This window comes from Micromonospora sp. SYSU B005, from assembly GCF_055362685.1.
Genome location: NZ_JAXCFU010000006.1, coordinates 139,797 through 162,303, shown reverse-complemented (window position 1 = coordinate 162,303; position 22,507 = coordinate 139,797). Strand labels below are relative to the sequence as shown.

General features: G+C 73.3%; 17 protein-coding genes. 13 read left to right on the top strand and 4 right to left on the bottom strand.

What is annotated here, in order from left to right; genetic code table 11:
- Positions 1-1,056, bottom strand: a complete 1,056-nt coding sequence (locus SM452_RS16275; RefSeq protein ID WP_013287615.1) for an AAA family ATPase — start codon at positions 1,054-1,056, stop codon at positions 1-3.
- Between the two features lie 397 nt (positions 1,057-1,453).
- Here SM452_RS16275 and leuS point away from each other — a divergent pair, with 397 nt between their 5' ends.
- Positions 1,454-4,294: a leucine--tRNA ligase gene (gene leuS, locus SM452_RS16270; RefSeq protein WP_463840199.1), complete on the top strand. Its 2,841-nt coding sequence runs from the start codon at positions 1,454-1,456 to the stop codon at positions 4,292-4,294.
- Positions 4,295-4,339: 45 nt separating this feature from the next.
- Here the strand turns inward: leuS and SM452_RS16265 are convergent, their stop codons facing one another.
- Genes SM452_RS16265 through SM452_RS16255 form a run of 3 tightly spaced genes read right to left on the bottom strand, consistent with a single transcriptional unit; the run spans position 4,340 to position 7,006 of the window.
- Complete coding sequence (locus tag SM452_RS16265; protein WP_463840198.1) at positions 4,340-5,017, bottom strand: TVP38/TMEM64 family protein; 678 nt, start codon at positions 5,015-5,017, stop codon at positions 4,340-4,342.
- Between the two features lie 29 nt (positions 5,018-5,046).
- The gene (locus SM452_RS16260) at positions 5,047-5,769 is read right to left on the bottom strand and encodes a type 1 glutamine amidotransferase (protein ID WP_013287612.1); all 723 of its coding nucleotides are present in this window, start codon (positions 5,767-5,769) and stop codon (positions 5,047-5,049) included.
- Positions 5,759-7,006, bottom strand: a complete 1,248-nt coding sequence (locus tag SM452_RS16255) for a MurT ligase domain-containing protein (RefSeq protein WP_128138608.1) — start codon at positions 7,004-7,006, stop codon at positions 5,759-5,761. Before SM452_RS16255 ends, SM452_RS16260 begins: the two co-directional genes overlap by 11 nt.
- Positions 7,007-7,361: 355 nt before the next feature.
- On the opposite strand from SM452_RS16255, the gene mraZ reads away from it, so the two are divergent.
- The 12 genes from mraZ (at position 7,362) to ftsZ (ending at position 22,498) form a co-directional block, all read left to right on the top strand.
- Positions 7,362-7,793: a division/cell wall cluster transcriptional repressor MraZ gene (gene mraZ, locus SM452_RS16250; protein ID WP_073831045.1), complete on the top strand. Its 432-nt coding sequence runs from the start codon at positions 7,362-7,364 to the stop codon at positions 7,791-7,793.
- Positions 7,794-7,997: 204 nt separating this feature from the next.
- On the top strand, positions 7,998-9,107 hold the full coding sequence (rsmH, locus tag SM452_RS16245; protein ID WP_194801303.1) for a 16S rRNA (cytosine(1402)-N(4))-methyltransferase RsmH: 1,110 nt from the start codon (positions 7,998-8,000) through the stop codon (positions 9,105-9,107).
- A complete protein-coding gene (gene ftsL, locus SM452_RS16240; RefSeq protein WP_262014590.1) occupies positions 9,104-9,685 on the top strand; it encodes a cell division protein FtsL in 582 nt (193 codons plus the stop codon). The genes rsmH and ftsL overlap by 4 nt, the downstream gene beginning before the upstream one ends.
- Before the next feature lie 3 nt (positions 9,686-9,688).
- Positions 9,689-11,902, top strand: a complete 2,214-nt coding sequence (locus SM452_RS16235) for a peptidoglycan D,D-transpeptidase FtsI family protein (RefSeq protein ID WP_463840197.1) — start codon at positions 9,689-9,691, stop codon at positions 11,900-11,902.
- Between the two features lie 52 nt (positions 11,903-11,954).
- On the top strand, positions 11,955-13,517 hold the full coding sequence (locus SM452_RS16230; RefSeq protein WP_463840196.1) for a UDP-N-acetylmuramoyl-L-alanyl-D-glutamate--2,6-diaminopimelate ligase: 1,563 nt from the start codon (positions 11,955-11,957) through the stop codon (positions 13,515-13,517).
- Positions 13,514-14,923, top strand: a complete 1,410-nt coding sequence (locus SM452_RS16225; protein WP_262014593.1) for a UDP-N-acetylmuramoyl-tripeptide--D-alanyl-D-alanine ligase — start codon at positions 13,514-13,516, stop codon at positions 14,921-14,923. The genes SM452_RS16230 and SM452_RS16225 overlap by 4 nt, the downstream gene beginning before the upstream one ends.
- Positions 14,920-16,047 carry a phospho-N-acetylmuramoyl-pentapeptide-transferase gene (gene mraY / locus SM452_RS16220; RefSeq protein ID WP_091420798.1) on the top strand — a complete coding sequence of 376 codons (1,128 nt, stop codon included), beginning with the start codon at positions 14,920-14,922 and terminating at the stop codon, positions 16,045-16,047. Before SM452_RS16225 ends, mraY begins: the two co-directional genes overlap by 4 nt.
- 152 nt (positions 16,048-16,199) lie before the next feature.
- Positions 16,200-17,702, top strand: coding sequence for an FtsW/RodA/SpoVE family cell cycle protein (locus SM452_RS16215; protein ID WP_370584962.1), 1,503 nt, complete (start codon positions 16,200-16,202; stop codon positions 17,700-17,702).
- Positions 17,702-18,808 carry an undecaprenyldiphospho-muramoylpentapeptide beta-N-acetylglucosaminyltransferase gene (gene murG / locus SM452_RS16210; protein WP_030500243.1) on the top strand — a complete coding sequence of 369 codons (1,107 nt, stop codon included), beginning with the start codon at positions 17,702-17,704 and terminating at the stop codon, positions 18,806-18,808. The genes SM452_RS16215 and murG overlap by 1 nt, the downstream gene beginning before the upstream one ends.
- Positions 18,809-18,839: 31 nt before the next feature.
- A complete protein-coding gene (murC, locus tag SM452_RS16205) occupies positions 18,840-20,321 on the top strand; it encodes a UDP-N-acetylmuramate--L-alanine ligase (RefSeq protein ID WP_463840195.1) in 1,482 nt (493 codons plus the stop codon).
- Entirely contained in the window at positions 20,318-21,136 is an 819-nt protein-coding gene (locus SM452_RS16200) for a cell division protein FtsQ/DivIB (protein WP_262014595.1), read from the top strand. Before murC ends, SM452_RS16200 begins: the two co-directional genes overlap by 4 nt.
- Before the next feature lie 246 nt (positions 21,137-21,382).
- Positions 21,383-22,498, top strand: coding sequence for a cell division protein FtsZ (gene ftsZ, locus SM452_RS16195; RefSeq protein ID WP_135241281.1), 1,116 nt, complete (start codon positions 21,383-21,385; stop codon positions 22,496-22,498).
- Positions 22,499-22,507 lie beyond the last annotated feature (9 nt).

Below are 22,507 nucleotides of genomic sequence, written 5' to 3'. Positions count from 1 at the left end.
TCACGGCCTCCGCGGCTCGTACGGCCCGCGGCCGTTGTTGCCGCCGCCGGGGCGGGTGTCGTACGGCGAGCGCTGCCGGTCGTGCGGGAGTGGCAGGCGGTGCACCAGCTCGGAGACGATCGCGTCGGTGGTGCGCCGGGCCAGCTGCGCGTCCGCGGTCGGGATGATCCGGTGCGCCAGCACCGGCACCGCGAGGACCTGGAGGTCGTCCGGCAGGACGTAGTCGCGGCCCTCCAGGGCGGCCACCGCGCGGGCGGTGCGCAGCAGCTGGAGCGTGGCCCGCGGGGACGCGCCCAGGCGCAGGTCGGGCGCCTCCCGGGTGGCGGTGACCAGGTCGATCGCGTACTGCTTGACGGCGTCGGCGACGTGTACCTGCCGGACGTGGCCGATCAGCCGGCGGACGGTGGCCGCGTCGGAGACCGGCCGCAGCCCGGGCAGCGGGTCGGTGGCGCCGTGCCCGTCGAGCATGGCCAGCTCGGCGCGCGGGTCCGGGTAGCCCATGGCGATGCGGGCGGTGAACCGGTCGCGCTGCGCCTCGGGCAGCGGGTAGGTGCCCTCCATCTCGATCGGGTTCTGCGTCGCGATCACCATGAACGGCGTCTGCAACTGGTAGGTGACCCCGTCGACGGTGACCTGCCGCTCCTCCATGCACTCCAGCAGCGCCGACTGGGTCTTCGGCGAGGCCCGGTTGATCTCGTCGCCGACCACCAGGTTGGCGAAGACCGCGCCGGGGCGGAACTCGAAGTCGTGCGTCTCCTGGTTGTAGACGCTGACACCGGTGACGTCGCTGGGAAGCAGGTCGGGGGTGAACTGGATCCGCCGGACCGAGCAGTCGATGGACCGGGCCATCGCCTTGGCGAGCTTGGTCTTGCCGACGCCGGGCACGTCCTCGATGAGCAGGTGACCCTCGGCCAGCAGCACCGCCAGGGCGAGCCGGACGGTGGCGGTCTTGCCCTCGATGACCTGCTCGATGTTGGCCACGATGGCCTCGCTGGCGGCGCGGAACTCGTCGTGCGGCAGCAGACCGCCCACCTCGTCCCAGGTCTGTTGTGTCACGGGCCTCCTCCTCGTCGCCTGGACGGCAGCTCTTTATAGAGCACCTGGACCCGCCGTTGGGTTCGCGACGCCGAGCCTCGTCTGCCGCAGAAATCTCATTGGTATCTCAGGCTAACCATGTTTGTCGTTACTGCCGACTCCCGCAGGTGGTCGGTCGGTTACGCCCGGAATATTCGCCGGACCGGGGGACCGGCCGCCGCGGGTGGAACGGGCGCGCCGCCACCGAGGGGTGCGAGGTACACTGCCTGCATGGCCGGGTTCTTCCTGCTTCTTACCGAGCCGTGTTGATGCGCTGAAAGCGCGACAGCACGGCCGCCCCTCCTGCGCGAGGGGCTTTTTTGTGCCCGCAGCAGACCGCCCACAATTTTTTCGAATCGATCCGCGCCGAGGAGACGCCATGAGTGAGGCAGCCGCACCGGCGACCGACATCCCCCCGTTCCGGTACACCGCCGCCCTGGCCGACGAGATCGAGCACCGCTGGCAGGACACCTGGGCGCGGGAGGGCACCTTCCACGCGCCGAACCCGGTCGGCCCGCTGGCCGACCCGGGCCACCCGCGGGCGGGCGCCGAGAAGATGTACGTGCTGGACATGTTCCCGTACCCGTCCGGTGCCGGCCTGCACGTCGGTCACCCGCTGGGCTACATCGGCACCGACTGCTACGCCCGTTACCAGCGGATGGCCGGGCGCAACGTGCTGCACGCGATGGGCTTCGACGCGTTCGGCCTGCCCGCCGAGCAGTACGCGGTGCAGACCGGCACCCACCCGCGGACCACCACCGAGGCCAACATCGAGCGGTTCAAGGCGCAGCTGCGCCGGCTGGGGCTGGCTCACGACGAGCGGCGCTCGGTGGCGACCATCGACACCGACTTCTACCGCTGGACCCAGTGGATCTTCCTGCAGATCTTCAACTCCTGGTACGACGCGGACGCCAAGAAGGCCCGGCCGATCGCCGAGCTGATCGCCGAGTTCGAGGGCGGCACCCGCGCCACCCCGGACGGGCGTCCGTGGGCCGAGCTGACCGTGGGGGAGCGGCGCAAGGTCGTCGACGACCACCGCCTGGCGTACGTCTCGGAGGCGCCGGTGAACTGGTGCCCGGGACTGGGCACCGTGGTGGCCAACGAGGAGGTCACCGCCGACGGCCGGTCCGAGCGCGGCAACTTCCCGGTCTTCAAGCGCAACCTGAAGCAGTGGATGATGCGGATCACCGCGTACGGGGACCGGCTGCTGGAGGACCTGGACACACTGGACTGGCCGGAGCCGATCAAGCTGCAGCAGCGCAACTGGATCGGCCGGTCGACCGGCGCGCACATCGACTTCCCGACCGACGCCGCCCCGGTGCGGGTGTTCACGACCCGGCCGGACACCGTCTTCGGCGCCACCTACATGGTGCTGGCGCCCGAGCACGAACTGGTCGACGTGCTGACGCCGGCCGCCTGGCCGGAGGGGACGAAGGACGCCTGGACCGGCGGGCACGCCGGCCCGCGTGAGGCCGTCGAGGCGTACCGGAAGGCCGCCGCGGCCAAGACGGACGTGGAGCGGCAGGCGGACAGCAAGGAGAAGACCGGCGTCTTCGTCGGCGCCTACGCGACCAACCCGGTGACCGGCGGGCAGATCCCGATCTTCATCGCCGACTACGTGCTGGCCGGGTACGGCACCGGCGCGATCATGGCGGTGCCGGCCCAGGACGAGCGGGACTGGGACTTCGCCGAGGTCTTCGAGCTGCCGATCGTGCGGACCGTGCAGCCGCCGGAGGGCTTCGACGGCAAGGCGTACACCGGTGACGGCCCGGCGATCAACAGCGCCGCGCCGGAGCGCGGCATCGACCTGGACGGCCTGGGCGTCGCCGACGCGAAGGCCCGGATCATCGAGTGGCTGGAGGCGAACGGGCACGGCGCCGGCGCGGTCACCTGGCGGCTGCGCGACTGGCTGTTCTCCCGGCAGCGCTACTGGGGTGAGCCGTTCCCGATCGTCTACGACGAGACCGGGGCGCCGATCGCGCTGCCCGAGTCGATGCTGCCGGTCGAGCTGCCCGAGGTGGAGGACTTCTCGCCGAAGACGTTCGACCCGGAGGACGCCGACAGCACCCCGGAGACCCCGCTGTCGCGGCGGCGCGACTGGGTGGAGGTGGAGCTGGACCTGGGCGACGGGCCGAAGCGCTACACCCGCGAGACCAACGTGATGCCGCAGTGGGCCGGCTCCTGCTGGTACGAGCTGCGCTACCTGGACCCGGCCGACTCGCAGCGCTTCGCCGACCCGGAGAACGAGGCGTACTGGATGGGGCCGCGCCGCGACGGCGACTGCGGTGGCACCGACCTGTACGTCGGCGGCGCCGAGCACGCCGTGCTGCACCTGCTGTACGCGCGTTTCTGGCACAAGGTGCTGTACGACCTGGGCCACGTGTCGTCGTTCGAGCCGTTCCGCCGCCTGTTCAACCAGGGCATGATCCAGGCGTACGCGTTCGTCGACCCGCGCGGCGCCTACGTGCCCGCCGAGGAGGTCGTCGAGGTCGACGGCCGTTGGTTCCACGGCGAGACCGAGGTGCGGCGCGAGTACGGCAAGATGGGCAAGTCGCTGAAGAACGTGGTCACCCCGGACGACATGTGCGCGGCGTACGGCGCGGACACGTTCCGGGTGTACGAGATGTCGATGGGCCCGCTGGAGGTGTCCCGCCCGTGGGAGACCCGGGCCGTCGTCGGCGCGTACCGGTTCCTGCAGCGGGTCTGGCGCACCGTCGTCGACGAGCAGACCGGTGAGCTGCGGGTCACCGACGAGCCGGCCGACGAGGCGACCCGGCGGCTGCTGCACAAGGCGATCGACGGGGTCCGCGCCGACATGGACGGGATCCGGTTCAACACGGCCATCGCCAAGCTGATCGAGCTGACGAACGGCCTGACCCGGCTGGCGCGTACGCCGCGCGAGGTGGCCGAGCCGCTGGTGCTGATGGTCGCCCCGTTCGCCCCGCACATGGCCGAGGAGCTGTGGCGCAAGCTGGGCCACGAGACCTCGCTGGCGTACGCGGACTTCCCGGTCGCCGACCCGGCCCTGCTGGTGGCCGAGTCGGTCACCTACCCGGTGCAGGTGAACGGCAAGGTCCGGGGCCGGGTCGAGGTGCCCGCCGACGCGTCCGAGGAGACCGTCCGCGCGACCGCGCTGGAGGCGGTCGCCGGCGCGCTGGGCGGCAAGGAGCCGCGCAAGGTGATCGTGGTGAAGGGCCGGATGGTGTCGGTCGTCGCCTGACCCGGCCTGTGGGCGTGTCCGCACCCTGGACACGCCCACCGCCGGTCAGGTCGCGCGGCGTCGCCGTTCGGCCCGCCACCAGCGGTGGATGATCAGCACACTGGCGATCAGGCCGAGGCTCGCCGGCGCAGCCGCGTACCAGTTGATCGAACCGGGACTTGTCGCGGCGGCGCCGATCGCCGCGTAGCCGATCGCGGTGGGGGCGGAGGCGATCACGCTGCCGGCCAGGAACGGCAGGATCCGGGCCGCGGTGGTGCCGTAGCCGTAGCTGACCAGGCCGAACCCGGCGATCGGCAGCAGCCGCACGGTGACCACGCCGAAGACGCTCTGCCGGGCGAACCAGCCGTCGAGGCGGGCCAGCCGGCCGCGGACCCGCTCGGCGACGAACTCGCGGCCCAGCACCCGGCCCACTGTGAAGCCGATGGCCGCCGCGAGCAGCGCCGCGCCGAGCGCGTACGCGGCGCCCTGCACCGGGCCGAAGATCGCGCCCGCGGCCAGCGTGACGAACGTCCGCGGCACCAGCGCCACCAGCAGCAGCGCGCCGCCGATCACCGCCGCGGGCGGGCCGTAGCCGCCGAGCGAGTCGGCGAGCCGGGGCAGGTCGGCCGGGTCCGGCCGGGGCACCAGCAGCAGCGTCACGCCGAACCCGGCGAGCAGCAGCAGGAGCAGCCCGAACCGGCGCACCGAGGGCTGCCGCAGCAACCCGGCGAGCCGCCGGGCCACCGGTCGCCGCCCCGGCCGGGCGGCGCCGGTCACGGCCTCGGGGCGGCGGCCACCGCGGTGCGGCGTTCGGAGCGGAGGCGGTCGGCCCAGGTGTCGTCGAGCGGCGGAAGCTGGTGGATGCCGGTCGCCCAGCGCAGCAGCAGGTCGGCCAGGTCGGGGTTGCGCGCCAGCGCCGGGCCGTGCGAGTAGGTGCCGAGCAGCTTGCCCCGCCACGCGCCCTCGGTGGCGCCGTCGTTGCCGACCCCGGTGGTGACCCGGGCCAGCGGGGACACGCCCGGGCCGAGGTGGGTGCGACCGCCGTGGTTCTCGAACCCGGACAGGTGCGGGATGCCCAGCCGCGGGTCGACCTCACCGGCCAGCTCGCCGACCGCCCGGGTGGGGCCGCGGTCGGAGGAGAGGTCGAGCAGCTCCAGGCCGGCGCAGCGGGTGCCCTTGGCGAAGAAGGAGGTGCCGAGCAGCTGGTAGCCGGCGCAGACGCCGAACACCACCGAACCCTGGGCCACCGCCCGGTGCAGACCGCCGTCGGCGATCAGGCGCTGGGCGCCGAGCGCCTGCGGGCCGTCCTCACCGCCGCCGAGCAGGTAGATGTCGGCGGTGGCGGGCAGCCGCTGGTCGGAGCGGACCTCCAGCACCTCGACCGGCATGCCGCGCAGCTGGGCCCGGCGGGCCAGGATCAGCGCGTTGCCCCGGTCGCCGTAGGTGGACAGCAGGTCGGGATAGATCCAGACGATGCGCAGGCTCTCAGTTGACACGGTCCAGCTCCGCTCGGATGTCCTGGAAGGCGGTGTAGTTGGCGATGACCTCCAGCCGGCCCGGCGGCACCGCGCGGACGGCCTCGTCGAAGCTGCGGACGTGCTGGAACGGCACGCCGTTCACTTCCAGCCGCACCGCCAGGTCGTACGCCCGGTCGCCGGTGATCAGCACCTGCCGGCCGGTCAGCGGGGAGAAGTCCACGTCGAACAGCCAGGAGGTGTCCAGCCCGTCGGGGTCGCGGGCGTTGATGGACAGCAGTGTCGGCGCGACGTCGGCCATGTCGAACGCCTCCAGCCAGCTCGCCGGGTTCTTCGCCAGCAGCAGCCGGATGTTGCGCCCGTCGCGGTCGACCTGGGCGTAGCGGCCGGCCACCGAGGTGACGGTGCCGAGCCGGGACACCGCGTCCACCGGGCGTACGCCGAACTCGGCGGCGACGGCCAGCGCGGTGGCCGCGTTGCCGAGGTTGACCTTGCCGGGGAGCTGGAGCTGGATCTTGTGCCAGGCGCCGGTGGGGTCGAGCACGCCGTCGTCCTCGACCGTCCAGTTCGGCTCGGGGCGGCGCAGCGGGCAGCCGGTGCACCACCACTGCTCGCCGGAGCGCTGGATGGTGGAGCCGCACTCGGGGCAGACCCAGGAGTCGTCGTGCCAGCGCTGCCCGGCGCTGAACCAGGTGACGTGCGGCGGCACGTGGCCCTGGGCCGGGTCGGCCGGCGGGCACGCGGCCCACACCACCATCGGGTCGTCGGCGTTGGCGACCACACGCACCCGCGGGTGCCGGACCAGGGCGGCGCGCCAGAGCTGCGCCATCATGGCGACCTCCTTGGCCCGGTCGAGCTGGTCGCGGGAGAGGTTGAGCAGCGCCACCACGTGCGGCTCGGTCGCCTCCAGCACCTGGGCGAGGTAGTGCTCGTCCACCTCCAGCACCGCGTACGGCGTGCTGCCGGCCTTTGCCAGCGCCGAGGTGTGGCCGGTGGGCATGTTCGCGCCGAAGGAGTTGGTGGCGACCCGGCCCAGCACGCCGACCGCGGCGGTGGTGAGCCGGGTGGTGGTGGTCTTGCCGTTGGTGCCGGACACCAGGGCGATGGCCCGCCCGGCCGAGAGGTGGGCGAGCAGGTCCGGGTCGATCTTGAGGCCGATCCAGCCGCCGATCACCGAGCCGTCGCCACGGCCCGCGGCCCGCGACAGCGCCGCGGCGGTGCGCGACACGGAGCTGGCCACCTTTGCCCGCAAGGGCATCTTCGCGTCCGTCACGCGAGCGAGGTTACCGGACCGCCACCTCCACCAGATCGCCGCCGACGGCGAACCGTTCGGCCGGGGACGGCCCGGCGGACGGGCGGAGCGCGCGGGGCCGGACGGCGGCGGTCGATGTCGGGTAGCGGACGGTGTGGGGCGCGCCCCACCCCCTCCACTCCGCCCCACCCGCGTTGACGTGCGGTTTTGCGCGCGGAAACGCCACGCCGCGCGGGCGATTCTGGTTGCAGGTGGAGGGAAGTGGAGTAGAGTGGGGCGCGATGGTGAGGCCGGGAGGGCCACACCGGCCCGGGGGGTCAGCGGCGCCGCGAACGCCGCTCAGGGCGAGGGGGTTGGGCCGATGTTCCTCGGCACCCACACTCCGCGCCTGGACGACAAAGGCCGGTTGATCCTGCCGGCGAAGTTCCGGGACGAACTGGCGGGGGGTGTCGTGATCACCAAAGGGCAGGAGCGCTGCCTCTACGTCTTCCCGATGCCCGAGTTCCAGCGGATCGCGGACCAGTTGCGCGCGCAGCCGATGACGAGCAAGGCGGCCCGGGCCTACAGCCGGGTCTTCTTCGCCAGCGCGCACGACGAGGTGCCGGACAAGCAGGGGCGGGTCACGATTCCCGGCCACCTGCGGTCGTACGCGGCACTGGACCGGGATCTGGTCGTGATCGGAGCGAGCACCCGGGTGGAGATCTGGGACAGGGCGGCCTGGGAGGCCTACCTCGCGGAGAGCGAAGACGACTTCGCCGACATCGAGGAGGGGGTGCTGCCCGGCGGTCTGTAGGGCGTGACGGCGCCCGACGTACTGCGAGATCTCCAGCCGCTTTCGAGTTCCTGGCACCCCTTCCCCGGTGCCAGGCGCACGATCCGACACGGAGGGCCGCGGCCTCCGGCGGGCGGGAGCGGATGGGGATCTGGCGGTATGGCGAGGCGTCGTGGCGACGACGGACACGTGACGGAACGGTTGGCGAACGGGGTGGGGGTCGAGATGGGGGAGCTACGCGGCACGCACGTGCCGGTGCTGCTCGAGCGGTGTCTCGAGCTGCTGGCCCCCGCACTGGGCCGGCCCGGTCGCACCGTGCACGTCGACGCCACGCTCGGCCTGGCCGGGCACGCCGAGGCGGTGCTCTCGGCACATCCGGACACGGTGCTGATCGGCCTCGACCGGGACACCGAGGCGCTCGCCCACGCGCGGGTCCGCCTGGCCCGGTTCGCCGACCGGATCCACCTGGAGCACGCCGTCTACGACGAGCTGCCCGAGGTGCTCGACCGGCTCGGCTACCCGGCGATCGACGGGGTGCTGTTCGACCTCGGCGTCTCGTCCCTGCAACTGGACGCGCCCGACCGCGGGTTCGCGTACGCGCAGGACGCGCCGCTGGACATGCGGATGGACCAGACCCGGGGGGTGACCGCCGAAGAGGTGGTCAACACGTACTCCCACCCGGACCTGGCCCGCCTGCTGCGGGTGTACGGCGAGGAGAAGTTCGCCGGGAAGATCGCCTCGGCGATCATCCGGGAACGGGAGCGCAACCGGATCACGTCCTCGGCCCGGCTGGCCGAGCTGGTCCGGGACGCTATTCCGGCGCCGGCCCGACGAACCGGTGGACACCCGGCAAAGAGAACGTTTCAGGCTTTACGGATCGAGGTAAACAGAGAACTGGCAGCGCTGGAGACGGCGCTGCCGGCTGCTCTGGACAAGCTCACAGTGGGCGGCCGCATGGTGGTCCTGTCCTACCACTCGCTGGAGGACCGGCTCACCAAGCAGGCGCTCGCCGATCGGGTCCGCAGTAAGGGCCCGATCGACCTCCCGGTCGAACTGCCCGGGTCGGGCCCGACGTTCCGGCTGTTGAGCCGGGGCGCCGAGCTGCCCGGGGAGGCGGAGGTGGCCGCGAACCCGCGTGCCGCCTCGGTGCGGCTGCGGGCCGCGGAACGGCTCGATCCGGAGGCGGCCCGGCAGGGGCGTACCGACCGCGAACGGTACCGCCGCCGGGTGAAGGCGATGCACCAACCGGGGACGGGGTCACCGGGGTCCGGCGAGGACCCGCGGTCGGCCCCGGGGGACGCGAACGGGACGGACGAGGAGGGGGAGGGGACATGAACGTCGAGAAGCGCGACGGCCGGGGAGCCGTCGGGCAGCGCGCACCGCGGTCGGGGGGCCGGACCGCGGCGCAGCGCACCACGCGGGACACGACCGCGACCGACCGCCGGGAGCAGGCTCGCGCCCGGGGGGCGCGCGAGTTTCCGACGCAGGGCAGCGCCGCGCTGCGGCCGGCCGAGCGTACCCGGGTCACCGGTGCGCCCGCGCCGCGCCTGCGGGTCGCCCCGCCGGCGCCGATCCGGGTGCCCCGGGCTCCGTTCGTCGCGCTGATCCTGGTGCTGGTGGTCGGCGGGGTGCTGGGCATCCTGGCGGTCAACACCAAGATCAACGAGAACGCGTTCAAGCTGGAGAAGCTCCAGCAGCAGCAGGCCAAGCTGGACGTGGACGAGCAGGAGCTGAAGAAGGAGATCGCCAAGCAGGAGGCGCCCGGCAACCTGACCGCCAACGCCCGGCGGCTCGGCCTGGTCGAGTCCGAGGACCCGGCCTACATCCGGCTGCCGGACGGCCAGACCATCGGGGTGCCGCACCCCGCGCAGGGCGCCCCGTCGGTCACCAGCCCGCAGGGCAACGGAGGCTGAGCGATGCCGCCGAGATCGGATGATCCGCGCCGGGACGCCAATGGCTCCCGGCGCGGATCGTCGCGGGGGTCGGAGCCGCGCGAGCCGGGCCTCGGCGGGATCTCCGACGCCCGCGCGTACACCCCGCGCGGGCGGACCGTGCGCGAGGGCGGCGGCGCCGAGCAACGGCGTACCCCCCGGAGCAACCGCTCCGGCGACCCGTTCCGGCCCGCGTTGCAGGTGCTCGACGGCGGCCGGGCGGGGCGGGCCGGCACGCGCGAGCCCGCCACCGACGGCGTCCGGTCCGGGCGCCGGTCCACCGCCGCGGGCGGCCGGGCCGGCGTGGTGCGGACCGTCTCGTCCCGGCCGGTGCGGGAGCCGTTCGACGACGACGAGGACGCGCCTCCGCCGCGCCGCCGGTCCCAGCCGCGCCGCCCGGCCGCGCAACCCCGCAGGCCGGTACGCAAGCCGCGCCGGCCGCCGCGACTCGGCGACCCGCGCCGGCGGCTGCGGCTCGGCACCGTGCTGGCGCTGGCGTTGTTCGCCAGCATCGGCGTGCGGCTGGTCTACCTCCAGACCGTGGACACCCCGGCGTACGCCGACGGCGGCCTGCCCAACCGGCTCGCCGTGGTCGAACTGCCGGCCCCGCGCGGGGCGATCCTCGACCGCAGCGGCGAGCCGCTGGCACACAGCGTCGAGGCCCGGTACGTGTTCGCCGACCCGACCCGGGTGAAGGACCGGTTCGCCACCGCGCGCCTGCTCTCCCCGCTGCTCGGCGTGCCCGTGTCCGACCTGGCCGAGAAGATGCGCCAGCGCACCCTGCCCGGCACCGACACCCCGTTGCAGTTCGTCTACCTGGCCCGCGGTGTGGAGATCGGCACCGCGAAGCGGATCATGGAGCTCGACCTGGCCGGCATCAACGTGCACCGTGACGAGCGGCGCGAGGTGCCCGGCGGCGACCTGGCCGCCAACCTGCTCGGCTTCGTCAGCCAGGACATGAACGGCCTGGAAGGGCTGGAGGCGAAGTACGACGACGTGCTGCGCGGACAGGCCGGTAAGCGGACCTACGAGGTGGGCCTCGGTGACCTGGCCGCGCCCATCCCGGGCGGCTACAGCCGCACCACCCAGCCGCAGCCGGGCAGCTCGCTGAAGCTCACCGTCGACCGGGACCTCCAGTTCATGACGCAGCGGATCCTGGCGAAGCAGACGGCCAAGGTGAAGGGCAGCGTCGGCGCCGCGGTGATCATCGAGGTGCCGAGCGGTGAGGTGCTGGCGCAGGCCAGCCAGCCGACGTACGACGCGGCGAACCCCACCAAGGTCGGCTCCCCGGCGGACCGGGACGACGCGGCCACCACGTTCGTGGTCGACCCCGGCTCGATCCACAAGGCGATCACCTACGGCGCGGCGCTCCAGGAGGGCGTGATCACGCCGGACACCAAGTTCCCGGTCTCCGACACGATCGTCCGGGGCGGCGTCACCTTCCGCGACACCCACCCGGCCGGCGGCCGCACCATGAGCATCCCCGGCATGCTTGCCTTCTCGTCGAACGTCGGCACCATCGAGATCGCCGAGAAGCTGGGCAAGGACCGTCTGTTCGACTACCAGAAGCGGTTCGGGCTGGGCGCGGCGACCGGCGAGGGCATGCCCGGCGAGGCCTCCGGCCGGCTGCTCCCGCCGGACCAGTGGAGCGGCTCGGCGTACGGGTCGGTGCCGATCGGGCACAGCGTGGACGCCACGCCGCTGCAGATGGCCGCCGCGTACGCCACCATCGCCAACAACGGCACGTACGTGCAGCCGCACCTGGTCAAGGAGACCATCGGCGCGGACGGCAAGCGCAGCCCCGCCGCCGCGCCCACCACCCGCTCGGTGCTCAGCCCCGACAACGCGGCGGCGCTGCGCCGGATGATGGAGGCGGTCACCACGGTCGACGGCCCGGACGGCCAGGCCACCGGACTGGCCGCCGCCGTGCCCGGCTACCGGGTGGCCGGCAAGACCGGCACCGGGCTGCGCTACGAGAACGGCAAGGAGCAGCCCGGGCCGGTCGGTTCGTTCATCGGCATGGCCCCGGCGGAGAACCCCCGGTACGTGGTGGCGGTGTTCGTCTGGAGCCCCGGCGGCGAGGGCGGCGCGGTCGCCGCGCCCGCGTTCCGGGAGATGATGGGCTTCACTCTCCGCCACTACCGGGTGCCGCCGTCGCTGACCAACAAGTCCCCGAAGTTCGAGGTCTTTCCGCGCTGAGCGGGGGCGGCGGGACATCATCGGTGAGTGGCGACGAACCACCGGGGCGGCTGTGCGGTCGGAACCGGACGACCGGGTAGGGTCTGACGCCGTGCCCGGCAATCCACGTCCCACAACCGTGCGTCCCGTACGGCTCGGCGACCTCGCCGCCCGCGTGGCGGCGACTCTGCCGGAGGAGGCCGACGAACCGGCCGTCACCGGCGTGACCCACGCCAGCCAGGAGGTACGCCCCGGCGACCTGTACGCCGCCCTGCCCGGTGCCCGCCGCCACGGCGCGGAGTTCGCCGCCGCGGCGGCGGAGGCGGGCGCGGTGGCCCTGCTGACCGACCCGGCCGGCGCGGCGCTCGCCGCCGGCACCGGCCTGCCCGTGCTCGTCGTCGACGACCCGCGCGACGCGCTCGGCGAGGTGGCCGCGACCGTCTACGGCGACCCGACCGCCGGCCTGACCGTGATCGGGGTGACCGGCACCGCCGGCAAGACCTCCACCAGCTACCTGGTCGAGTCCGGGCTGCGCGCCGCCGGGCACGTCACCGGGCTGATCGGCACCGTCGAGACCCGCCTCGGCGATCTGGTGATCGACAGCGTCCGGACCACCCCGGAGGCCACCGACCTGCACGCCATGCTCGCGGTGGCCCGCGAGCACGGGGTGGACACCGTGGTGATGGAGGTGTCCAGCCACGCGCTCGCGATGGGCCGGGTCGGCGGCGTCCGGTTCGACGTCGGCGGCTACACCAACTTCGGCTCCGACCACCTGGACTTCCACGCCGACGAGGCGGACTACTTCGCGGCCAAGGCCAAGCTGTTCGACGGCCGCTGCCGGGTCGAGGTGCTCAACCACGACGACCCGGCGCTGCGCCCGCTGTACAAGCCCGGCACCGTCACCTACTCGGCGGCCGGTGACCCGGACGCGACCTGGTGGGCCGGGGGCATCGACGGCGAGGGGTACGCCCAGCGGTTCACCCTGCACGGCCCGGACGGGCTGACGCTGCCCACCGGCGTGGCGCTGCCCGGCCGGCACAACGTGGCGAACGCGCTGCTCGCGGTCGCCCTGCTGGTCGCCGCCGGGGTGGACCCGGAGACCGCGGCGCGCGGCGTGGCCGCCTGCGGCGGCGTGCCCGGCCGGCTGGAACTGGTCAGCGGCGACGCCCCGGTACGCGGGGTGGTCGACTACGCGCACAAGGCCAACGCGATCGAGGCGGTGCTCACCGCGCTGCGCGGCCTGACCGAAGGCCGGCTGATCTGCGTGCTCGGCGCCGGCGGCGACCGGGACCGGGGCAAGCGGCCGGTGATGGGCGGCGTGGCCGCGCGCGGCGCCGACGTGGTGCTGGTGACCGACGACAACCCGCGGACCGAGGACCCGGCCGCGATCCGGGCCGAGGTGCTCGCCGGCGCGTACGCCGCCGCGACCCCGGCCCGCGTCATCGAGGTGCCCGGGCGGCGGGCGGCGATCGAGGAGGCGGTCCGGGTGGCCGAAGCGGGTGACGTGGTGGCGGTGCTTGGTAAGGGCCAGGAACGCGGCCAGGAGATCGGCGGCGAGGTGCTGCCGTTCGACGACCGGGTGGAGCTGGCGGCGGCGCTGCGCGCCCGCTTCGGTGACCTGGTGGGTCAGCGGTGATCCCGCTGACGCTGGCCGAGGTGGCCGCCGCCGTCGACGGCCGGCTCGTCGGCGCCGACCCGGACGCCCGGGTCACCGGCACCGTCGAGTTCGACTCCCGCAAGGTGAACCGGGGCGGGCTGTTCGTCGCCTTCCCCGGCGAGCGCGTCGACGGCCACGACTACGCGGCCGGCGCGATCTCGTCCGGCGCGGTCGCGGTGCTCGGCACCCGGGAGGTGCCGGGCGTGCCGATGGTGCTCGTCGGCGACGCGCTCGACGCGATGGGCCGGCTGGCCCGCGCGGTGGTGGACCGGCTGCCCGGGCTGACGGTGATCGGGCTGACCGGCTCGTCCGGCAAGACCACCACCAAGGACCTGATCGCCCAGCTCGCGGTCCGGCTCGGCCCGACTGTGGCGCCGCCCGGCTCGTTCAACAACGAGCTGGGGCACCCGTACACGGCGTTGCAGGCCACGCCGGAGACCCGCTACCTGGTGATGGAGAAGGGCGCCCGCGGGGTCGGGCACGTCCGCTACCTGTGCGACGTGGTGCCGCCGCGGATTTCCGTGGTGCTCAACGTCGGCGTGGCGCACCTGGGCGAGTTCGGCTCGGTGGAGGCCATCGCGCTCGCGAAGGGCGAGCTGGTCGAGGCGCTGCCCTCCGACGGGCTGGCGGTGCTCAACGCCGACGACCCGCGGGTGGACGCGATGGCGTCGCGTACCCGGGCCCGGGTGGTGCGCTACGGCGAGTCGGAGCGCGCCGACGTGCGCGCCGTGGACGTGACGCTCGACGGCCGGGGACGGCCCTCGTACACCCTTGTCACCCCGGAGGGCAGCGCGCCGGTGCGGCTCGGGCTCACCGGCCGGCACCAGGTCTCCAACTCGCTCGCCGCCGCGGCGGTCGGCCGGGAACTGGGCCTGCCGCTGCCCGACCTGGCGGCGGCGCTCAACGAGCTGGGCCTGGTCTCCACCCGGCGGATGGACGTCTTCGAGCGTCCCGACGGCGTGACCGTGATCGACGACTCGTACAACGCCAACCCGGCCTCCACCGGCGTGGCGCTGCGGGCGTTGGCCAGCATGCGCGGCGACGGGCGTACCGTCGCGGTGCTCGGCTACATGGCCGAGCTGGGTGACTTCGAACTTCAGGGGCATCAGCAGGTCGGCCGGCTCGCGGCCGAACTGGGAGTGGACCGGCTGCTCGTGGTGGGCGAGCCGGCGGCGCCGATCCACGAGGGCGCGACAGCGGTAGGTAATTGGGGAGGAGAGTCGGTGCTGCTCACCGATCAGGCGGCGGCCGTCGAGGTGCTGCGGAGCGAGCTGCGTCCAGGGGACGTGGTGCTGGTGAAGGGCTCCCGGTACCGGACCTGGGAGGTGGCCGACGCGCTGCGCGCGGACGCCCCGGACGGTGCGACGGAGGGCGGCGCCGCATGAGGGCGGTCATCGTCGCCATCGGGGTCGCGTTCCTGATCTCACTGTTCTGCACGCCGATCGCGATCAAGGTGTTCGCCCGGCTCAAGGCCGGCCAGCCGATCCGATCGAACCTCGGGCTCGCCAGCAACGAGGGCAAGAAGGGCACGCCGACGATGGGCGGCGTGGTCTTCATCCTGGCCACGGTCATCGCGTACGTGGCCGGCCACCTGGCCCTGACCACGCTGCCGGACGCGCAGATCGCGCAGGTCGAGCCGACCATCACGGCGCTGGTGCTGCTGGGGCTGATGGTGTTCTCCGGCGCGGTCGGCTTCATCGACGACTTCCTGAAGGTCCGCAAGCGGCACAGCGGCGGTCTCAACAAGCGGGGCAAGCTGGCCGGGCAGATCCTGGTCGGCGCGGTGTTCGGCGCGGTGGCCGTCTACTTCCCGTCGAGCATGACCGACGCCGGCGGCAACGCGACGAACACCGAGACGGTGGGCAGCACCACGCTGAGCTTCATCCGGGACATCCCGGCGCTGGAGATCGGCAAGATCGGCGCGGTGATCGTCATCATCATGGTGGTCATGGCGGCCACCAACGGCGTCAACCTCACCGACGGCCTGGACGGCCTGGCCACCGGCGCCTCGGTGATGGTGCTGGCGGCGTACGCGCTGATCGCGTTCTGGCAGTACCGGCACTGGTGCGCCGACCCGAACTACACCGAGTCGTACTGCTACGCCGTGCGCGACCCGCTGGAGATCGCGCTGATCGCCGGCGCGGCGGCCGGCGCCTGCGTGGGCTTCCTGTGGTGGAACACGTCCCCGGCGCGGATCTTCATGGGCGACACCGGCGCGCTCGGACTGGGCGGCCTGATCGCCGGCATGGCGATGTCCACCCGCACCATCCTGCTGCTGCCGATCCTGGGCGGCCTCTTCGTGATCATCACGATGTCCGTGGTCATCCAGATCATCTCCTTCCGTACCACCGGCAAGCGCGTGTTCCGGATGTCGCCGTTGCAGCACCACTTCGAGCTGGCGGGCTGGAGCGAGGTCAACATCGTGGTCCGGTTCTGGATCATCGCCGGCATCGGCGTGGCCATCGCGCTGGGCCTGTTCTACAGCGAGTTCCTCGCCGCGGTCAGCTGACCGCCCGGGTGTAAGGAAGGGCCCCTTATTAACAGACGTCTGTTAATAAGGGGCCCTTCCTTCAGATCCGACACGCCGACCGGGCGGTTGCGCCACGGGCGGGCGGTTCGAACGGCCATGATGGGCCTGTGGGGGAGGGACGAGACATCCAGGTGACCAGCGACCCGCCGGCCCGCCGTGCCCCGGCGGCCACGCCCCCGGCCGAACCGCCGGCCGCACGCTGGGATCCGGCCGGTGGCCTGGCCGCGCTGCGCGGCCTGCTGGCCCGGCCGCTGGCCTCGTACTACCTGCTGCTGTCCAGCGCCGGCCTGCTGCTGCTGATCGGCCTCACCATGGTCTTCTCCGCCACGAGCGTGAAGGACTTCGCCGAGGGCGGCGACGCGTCCGCGTCGCTGACCAAGCAGGCCGTGTTCGCGGTGATCGGCATCGGCGCGTTCTGGGCCTGCCAGCGGCTGCCCGCGCGCACGTTCCGGGCGGTCAGCCGTCCGGCGCTCGGCGTGGCGGTGGCGCTGCTGCTCACGCTCAACCTGCTCGTCGCGCTGAACTCGCTGTTCGGGGTGACCTCGATCGGGCCGCTGAAGGCCGAACTGCTCTGGCTCTCCCTCGGCCCGATCTCGCTGCAGCCGGTCGAGGTGGCGAAGTTCGCGCTGGTGCTGTGGGCGGCGCACGTGCTGGCCCGCAAGGGCGCCGCGCTGGGCTGGTGGAAGGAACTGGCCACGCCGCTGTTCCCGGTGGTGGGCCTGCTGTTCGTGCTCGTCGGCTACAACGACCTGGGCAGCATGCTCTGCCTGCTGGCGCTGGTGGTCGGGATGCTCTGGGCGGCGGGCGTACGGGCCCGCGTCTTCGCCGCGCTGTCCACGATCGGCCTGGCCGGCGTCGGCCTGCTGGTGGCCGCCGCCTCGCTGGGCGCCGGCTCCGGCTCCCGGGACGCCGACAACTACCGGCTCGGCCGCCTCACCATGTGGCTCGACCCGCCCGACCCGAAGACCTGCTTCGAGCAGCAGCTCGACTACTGCTACCAGCTCGTGCAGGCCCGCTACGCGATCGGCAACGGCGGCTGGTTCGGCGTCGGCCTGGGACAGAGCTCGCTGAAGTGGAACTACCTGCCCGAGGCGCACAACGACTTCATCTTCGCCATCGTCGCCGAGGAACTGGGCGTGGTCGGCTGCACTGTGGTCCTGACGCTGTTCGCCGTGCTCGCGTACACCGGGATGCGGATCGCCCGCCGGGTCGAGGACCCGTTCCGCCGGCTCGCCGCCGCCGGCGTGACCGCCTGGCTGGTCGGCCAGGCCGTCATCAACATCGGTGGCGTGACCGGCCTGCTGCCGCTGACCGGCGTACCGCTGCCGTTCATCTCCGACGGCGGCAGCGCCCTGGTGGTGACGCTCGCCGCGATCGGCATGCTCGCCTCGTTCGCCCGCGCCGAGCCGGACGCGGCGCGAGCGCTGCATGCCCGTCCGCCCGCCCGATGGGTCCGACTAGTGTGGGCCCCGTTGCCGCCGCTTCCCGGCCGGCGTCGCCGACCGGCGCCGCCCCCGGCCGACCGAGGGTCCGTGCCCCGGTCCCGTCAGCGGCGGCAGGACGACCAGGCCGCGCCCCGCGGCGCCCGGTCCGACCGGGCGCGCGCCGGCGCGGCGAGCGAGAGGAGACGCTGATGGGTCCGCTGCGTTCGGTGGTGCTCTGCGGAGGGGGTACGGGCGGGCACATCTACCCGCTGCTCGCCTTCGCCGACTGCCTGCGCCGACACGACCCGAGCGTCCGGATCACCTGTCTGGGCACACCCAAGGGGCTGGAGAACGAGCTGATCCCGCCGGCCGGCTACGACCTGCGGCAGATCCCGGCCTACCAGCTGCCCCGGTCGGTGAACATGAGCCTGGTGCGTACCCCGGACCGGATGTGGAAGGCGGCGCGCGCGGCGGGCAAGGTGATCGACGAGGTCCAGGCCGACGCCGTGGTCGGCTTCGGCGGGTACGTCTCGGTGCCGGGCTACCTGGCCGCGTGGCGGCGGGAGCTGCCGATCGTCATCCACGAGGTGAACGTGCCGCCGGGCGTGGCGAACCGGCTCGGGATGAAGTTCACCAAGAACGTCGCGGTGGGTTTCCCGCACCAGCCGGCCCAGGCCGAGGCGCTGCGCGACGCCCGGGTGGTCGGTGTGCCGCTGCGCCGGGGCATCGCGGGGCTGGACCGGGCCGCGCTGCGTGACGCCGCCCGCGCCCACTTCGGACTCCGTCCCGACCTGCCGGTGCTGTTCGTCGCCGGTGGCTCGCAGGGCGCCCGCTCGATCAACCTGGCCGTCTCCGGCGCGGCGAAGGAGCTGGCCCGCAACGGCGTGCAGGTGCTGCACGTCATCGGCGCCCGCAACGAGCCGGTCTCCGTGCCCACCGACCTGCCGGTGCCGTACGTCACGCTGCCGTATCTGTCCGAGATGGAGCTGGGGTACGCCGCGGCCGACCTGATGCTGGCCCGGGGCGGCGCGATGACCTGCGCCGAGGTGGCCGCGATCGGCCTGCCCACCGTCTACGTGCCCTACCCGCACAGCAACCAGGAGCAGAAGCGCAACGCGCTGCCGGTGGTGGAGGCGGGCGGTGGCCTGCTTGTCGACGACGCCGAGATGACCCCGGCCTGGGTGGAGCGGACGGTGATCCCGCTGATCCGGGACCCGCAGCGGCTGTACGCGATGAGCCACGCCGCAGCCGGCTACGGCCGCCGCGACGGCGACGTGGCGTTGCTGAACTTCGTCTACGAGGCGGTGGCCCGCTGATGAGGGACACCGCGACGGGAAGGTACGTCTGATGAACACCGCGCAGTTCACGCCCGCCGGCACCATGACGGCGGAGGACCTGGGCCGGATCCACCTGATCGGGGTGGGCGGGGTCGGGATGGCCGGGCTGGCCCGGCTGTTCCTCACCCGGGGCCTGCCGGTCTCCGGCAGCGAGCTGCGGGAGTGGCCGTCGCTGGCCGGCCTGCGGGCACTCGGCGGCACCATCCACTCCACCCACGAGGCGTCCAACCTCGACGGGGTGGACACGGTGGTCTACTCCTCGGCGATCCCGCAGGACCACCTGGAGATGGTGGAGGCGCGCCGGCGCGGGCTGCGGGTGCTGCACCGCTCCGAGGCGCTCGCCGCGGCGATGACGGGCCGCCGCACGGTGGCGGTCGCCGGCACCCACGGCAAGACGTCCACCACGTCGATGGTCACCATGGTGCTCCAGCAGGCCGGCACCGACCCGTCGTTCGTGATCGGCGGCGAGATCTCCGAGGTGGGTTCCGGCGCGCACCACGGCACCGGCGAGCACTTCGTGGTCGAGGCGGACGAGAGCGACCGCTCCTTCCTCATCTACCGCCCGTTCGTGTCGATCATCACGAACGTCGAGGCGGACCACCTCAACACCTACGGTGACCTGGCCACCCTGGAGGCGGCGTTCGCCGAGTTCGCCCGGCTCACCGACCCGGCCGGCTTCGTGATCACCTGCGCCGACGACGCGGGCGGGCGCCGGCTGGCCGAGACGCTGCGCGCCGAGGGCCGCCGGGTCTGGACGTACGGCGAGTCCGCCGACGCGGACCTGCGGATGAGCGAGGTCGTCTCGTCCGCGCACGGGGTGCGCTACCAGGCCGAGGTCGAGGGCCGGCCGCTGGGCGAGATCCGGCTGCCCGTACCGGGCCGGCACATGGCGCTCAACAGCGCCGCCGCGGTGCTCGCCGCGTACCTGCTGGAACTGCCGGTGGCCGCGGCGGAGGCCGCGCTCGGCGCGTTCCCCGGCGTGCGGCGGCGCTTCGAGCGCAAGGGCGTGGCCGACGGCGTGCTGGTCTACGACGAGTACGCCTACCACCCGACCTCGATGACGCTGGCGTTGCAGACGCTGCGCGAGGTCGCCGGCGACGGCCGGCTGATCGTGGTGTTCCAGCCGTACCGGCTCTACCGCACCCGCGACAACCAGGCGGAGATCGCCGCCGCGCTCGGCATCGCCGACGAGGTGGTGCTGCTGGAGGTCTTCGGCCCCGGTGAGACGCGTCGCCCCGGCGAGGGCTCGGCCGCACTGATCCAGGAGGTGTCGCTGCCGGCCGACCGCAAGGTGTTCGTCGAGTCGTGGGACGACGTGCCGGCCGAGGTGGCCCGGCGGGCGCGGACCGGCGACGTGGTGGTGACCATGGGCGCGCCGCCGATCTCGCTGATGGGTGACCAGTTGCTCGACGCCCTGCTCGCCCGCTCCGCCGGGGGCACGGGGCTCGGCGCCGGCGTCGACCCGGACGGCGCGGCGACCCCGGCCGGATGAGTCCCGGTCCGGCCCGCGGCCGTACCCCTGGACCGGACGGCGGCGGCGGGCGGCGCAGCCCGGCCCGGCGCTGGCAGCTCGTGCGGGCGAACGCGGACGCGGTGCCGCCGTCGACCCGCCGGTTCATGGCCCGGGCCCGGCAGCGGCGGATGCGGGCGGCGCTGCCGTGGGCGGTCGCCGCGGCGGTGCTCGCCGTCGCGGGCCTGGTGGCGTGGACGGTGCTGGGCACCGGCCTGTTCGGCGTCCGCGAGGTACGGGTGGTCGGCGCGCGGCTGGTCACCCCGGTGCAGATCCGCGACGCCGCGGCGGTGCCGGACAACGCGCCGCTGGCCCGGGTGGACCTGGACGCGACCGCGCGCAAGGTCGGCACGCTGCCGCCGGTGGCGAGCGCGACTGTGGAACGGGAGTGGCCGGGCACGCTGGTGATCCGGGTGCGGGAGCGCACCCCGGTGGCGGCGGTGCCGCAGGGTGAGGGCTTCGTGGTCGTCGACGGCTCGGGCGTGGTGTTCCAGCGCCTGGACCGGGCGCCGGACGGGTTGCCGCAGGTCCGGGTGGCCCGGCCGGGCCCCGACGACCCGGGTACGCGGGCCGGGCTGGCGGTGCTCGCGGCGCTGGGGGAGAAGCTGCGCGCGGAGCTGGTCGCGGTGGACGTGGCCGGCCTGGCCCGGATCACGCTGCTGCTGCGCGGTGAGCGTCAGGTGTTCTGGGGCGACGCCTCCCGGGGCACCGACAAGTCGACGGTGGCGACCGCTCTGCTGAGCCGCAAGGCGGACCGGATCGACGTCAGCGCGCCGGACGTGGTCACGTTCGAGTGACCCGAGGCTCAGCGGGCGGGCGCTGTGTCCCCTGTCGCTCGGTCGGCGACACGCCGGAACAGGTCCTTGGCTCCTGGCGCGGCGGCGCATACGTTGCCCCGAAGAGATCAGTGGTTGACATAACTCTAAGCCTCTAGTAGAGGGTGAGGGTTCAGCCGTCGGAGGCCACGGGGGAGTGTCCGGCCGCTGATCCGGCCAAGCCGTGTGGGGTCGGCCCATGCCAATCTCGAAGGGAAAGGACCGGAGATGACACCTCCGCACAACTACCTGGCGGTCATCAAGGTCGTCGGCATCGGGGGCGGCGGCGTCAACGCCGTCAACCGGATGATCGAGGTTGGGCTCAAGGGCGTCGAGTTCATCGCGATCAACACCGACGCGCAGGCGTTGCTGATGAGCGACGCGGACGTCAAGCTCGACGTGGGCCGGGAGCTGACCCGGGGACTCGGCGCGGGCGCCAACCCGGACGTCGGCAAGAACGCCGCCGAGGACCACCGCGACGAGATCGAAGAGGTCCTCAAGGGCGCCGACATGGTGTTCGTGACCTGCGGCGAGGGCGGCGGCACCGGCACCGGCGGCGCGCCGGTCGTGGCGAACATCGCCCGCAAGCTCGGCGCGCTCACCATCGGTGTGGTCACCCGGCCGTTCTCGTTCGAGGGCAAGCGCCGGCAGGTCCAGGCCGAGGCGGGCATCGAGGAGCTGCGCAACCAGTGCGACACGCTCATCGTGATCCCGAACGACCGCCTGCTCGCGCTCGGCGACCGCAACATCTCCATGATGGACGCGTTCCGCACCGCCGACCAGGTGCTCCTCTCCGGTGTCCAGGGCATCACCGACCTGATCACCACGCCGGGTCTGATCAACCTGGACTTCGCCGACGTGAAGAGCGTGATGAGCGGCGCCGGCAGCGCGCTCATGGGCATCGGCAGCGCCCGGGGCGAGAACCGCGCCGTCGAGGCGGCCGAGGCGGCCATCTCCAGCCCGCTGCTGGAGCAGAGCATGGACGGCGCGCGCGGCGTGCTGCTCTCCATCGCCGGCGGGTCGGACCTCGGCCTGTTCGAGATCAACGACGCGGCGCAGCTGGTCACCGACGCGGCCCACCCGGACGCGAACATCATCTTCGGTGCGGTCATCGACGACGCGCTCGGCGACGAGGTGCGGGTGACAGTGATCGCGGCGGGCTTCGACGGTGGCACGCCGGCGTACAAGGCGGTCGAGCCGCCGCGCAAGAGCAACCAGAACCCGCCGGCCCAGCCGAACGCTCCGGTGAGCCCGCCGGCCACCATGCCGGCGCCGCAGCAGCCGTCGCGCCGGGTGCTGTTCGACGACGTCGACGTGCCCGACTTCCTCAAGAACGGGTCCTGAGCCGCGCCG

Bases quoted from the DNA above. Each gene is read 5' to 3' on its own strand.
- leuS (WP_463840199.1), top strand. From the start codon at position 1,454: ATGAGTGAGGCAGCCGCACCGGCGACCGACATCCCCCCGTTCCGGTAC.
- SM452_RS16255 (WP_128138608.1), bottom strand. From the start codon at position 7,006: ATGCCCTTGCGGGCAAAGGTGGCCAGCTCCGTGTCGCGCACCGCCGCG.
- mraZ (WP_073831045.1), top strand. From the start codon at position 7,362: ATGTTCCTCGGCACCCACACTCCGCGCCTGGACGACAAAGGCCGGTTG.
- rsmH (WP_194801303.1), top strand. From the start codon at position 7,998: ATGGGGGAGCTACGCGGCACGCACGTGCCGGTGCTGCTCGAGCGGTGT.
- ftsL (WP_262014590.1), top strand. From the start codon at position 9,104: ATGAACGTCGAGAAGCGCGACGGCCGGGGAGCCGTCGGGCAGCGCGCA.
- SM452_RS16235 (WP_463840197.1), top strand. From the start codon at position 9,689: ATGCCGCCGAGATCGGATGATCCGCGCCGGGACGCCAATGGCTCCCGG.
- mraY (WP_091420798.1), top strand. From the start codon at position 14,920: ATGAGGGCGGTCATCGTCGCCATCGGGGTCGCGTTCCTGATCTCACTG.
- murG (WP_030500243.1), top strand. From the start codon at position 17,702: ATGGGTCCGCTGCGTTCGGTGGTGCTCTGCGGAGGGGGTACGGGCGGG.
- murC (WP_463840195.1), top strand. From the start codon at position 18,840: ATGAACACCGCGCAGTTCACGCCCGCCGGCACCATGACGGCGGAGGAC.
- SM452_RS16200 (WP_262014595.1), top strand. From the start codon at position 20,318: ATGAGTCCCGGTCCGGCCCGCGGCCGTACCCCTGGACCGGACGGCGGC.
- ftsZ (WP_135241281.1), top strand. From the start codon at position 21,383: ATGACACCTCCGCACAACTACCTGGCGGTCATCAAGGTCGTCGGCATC.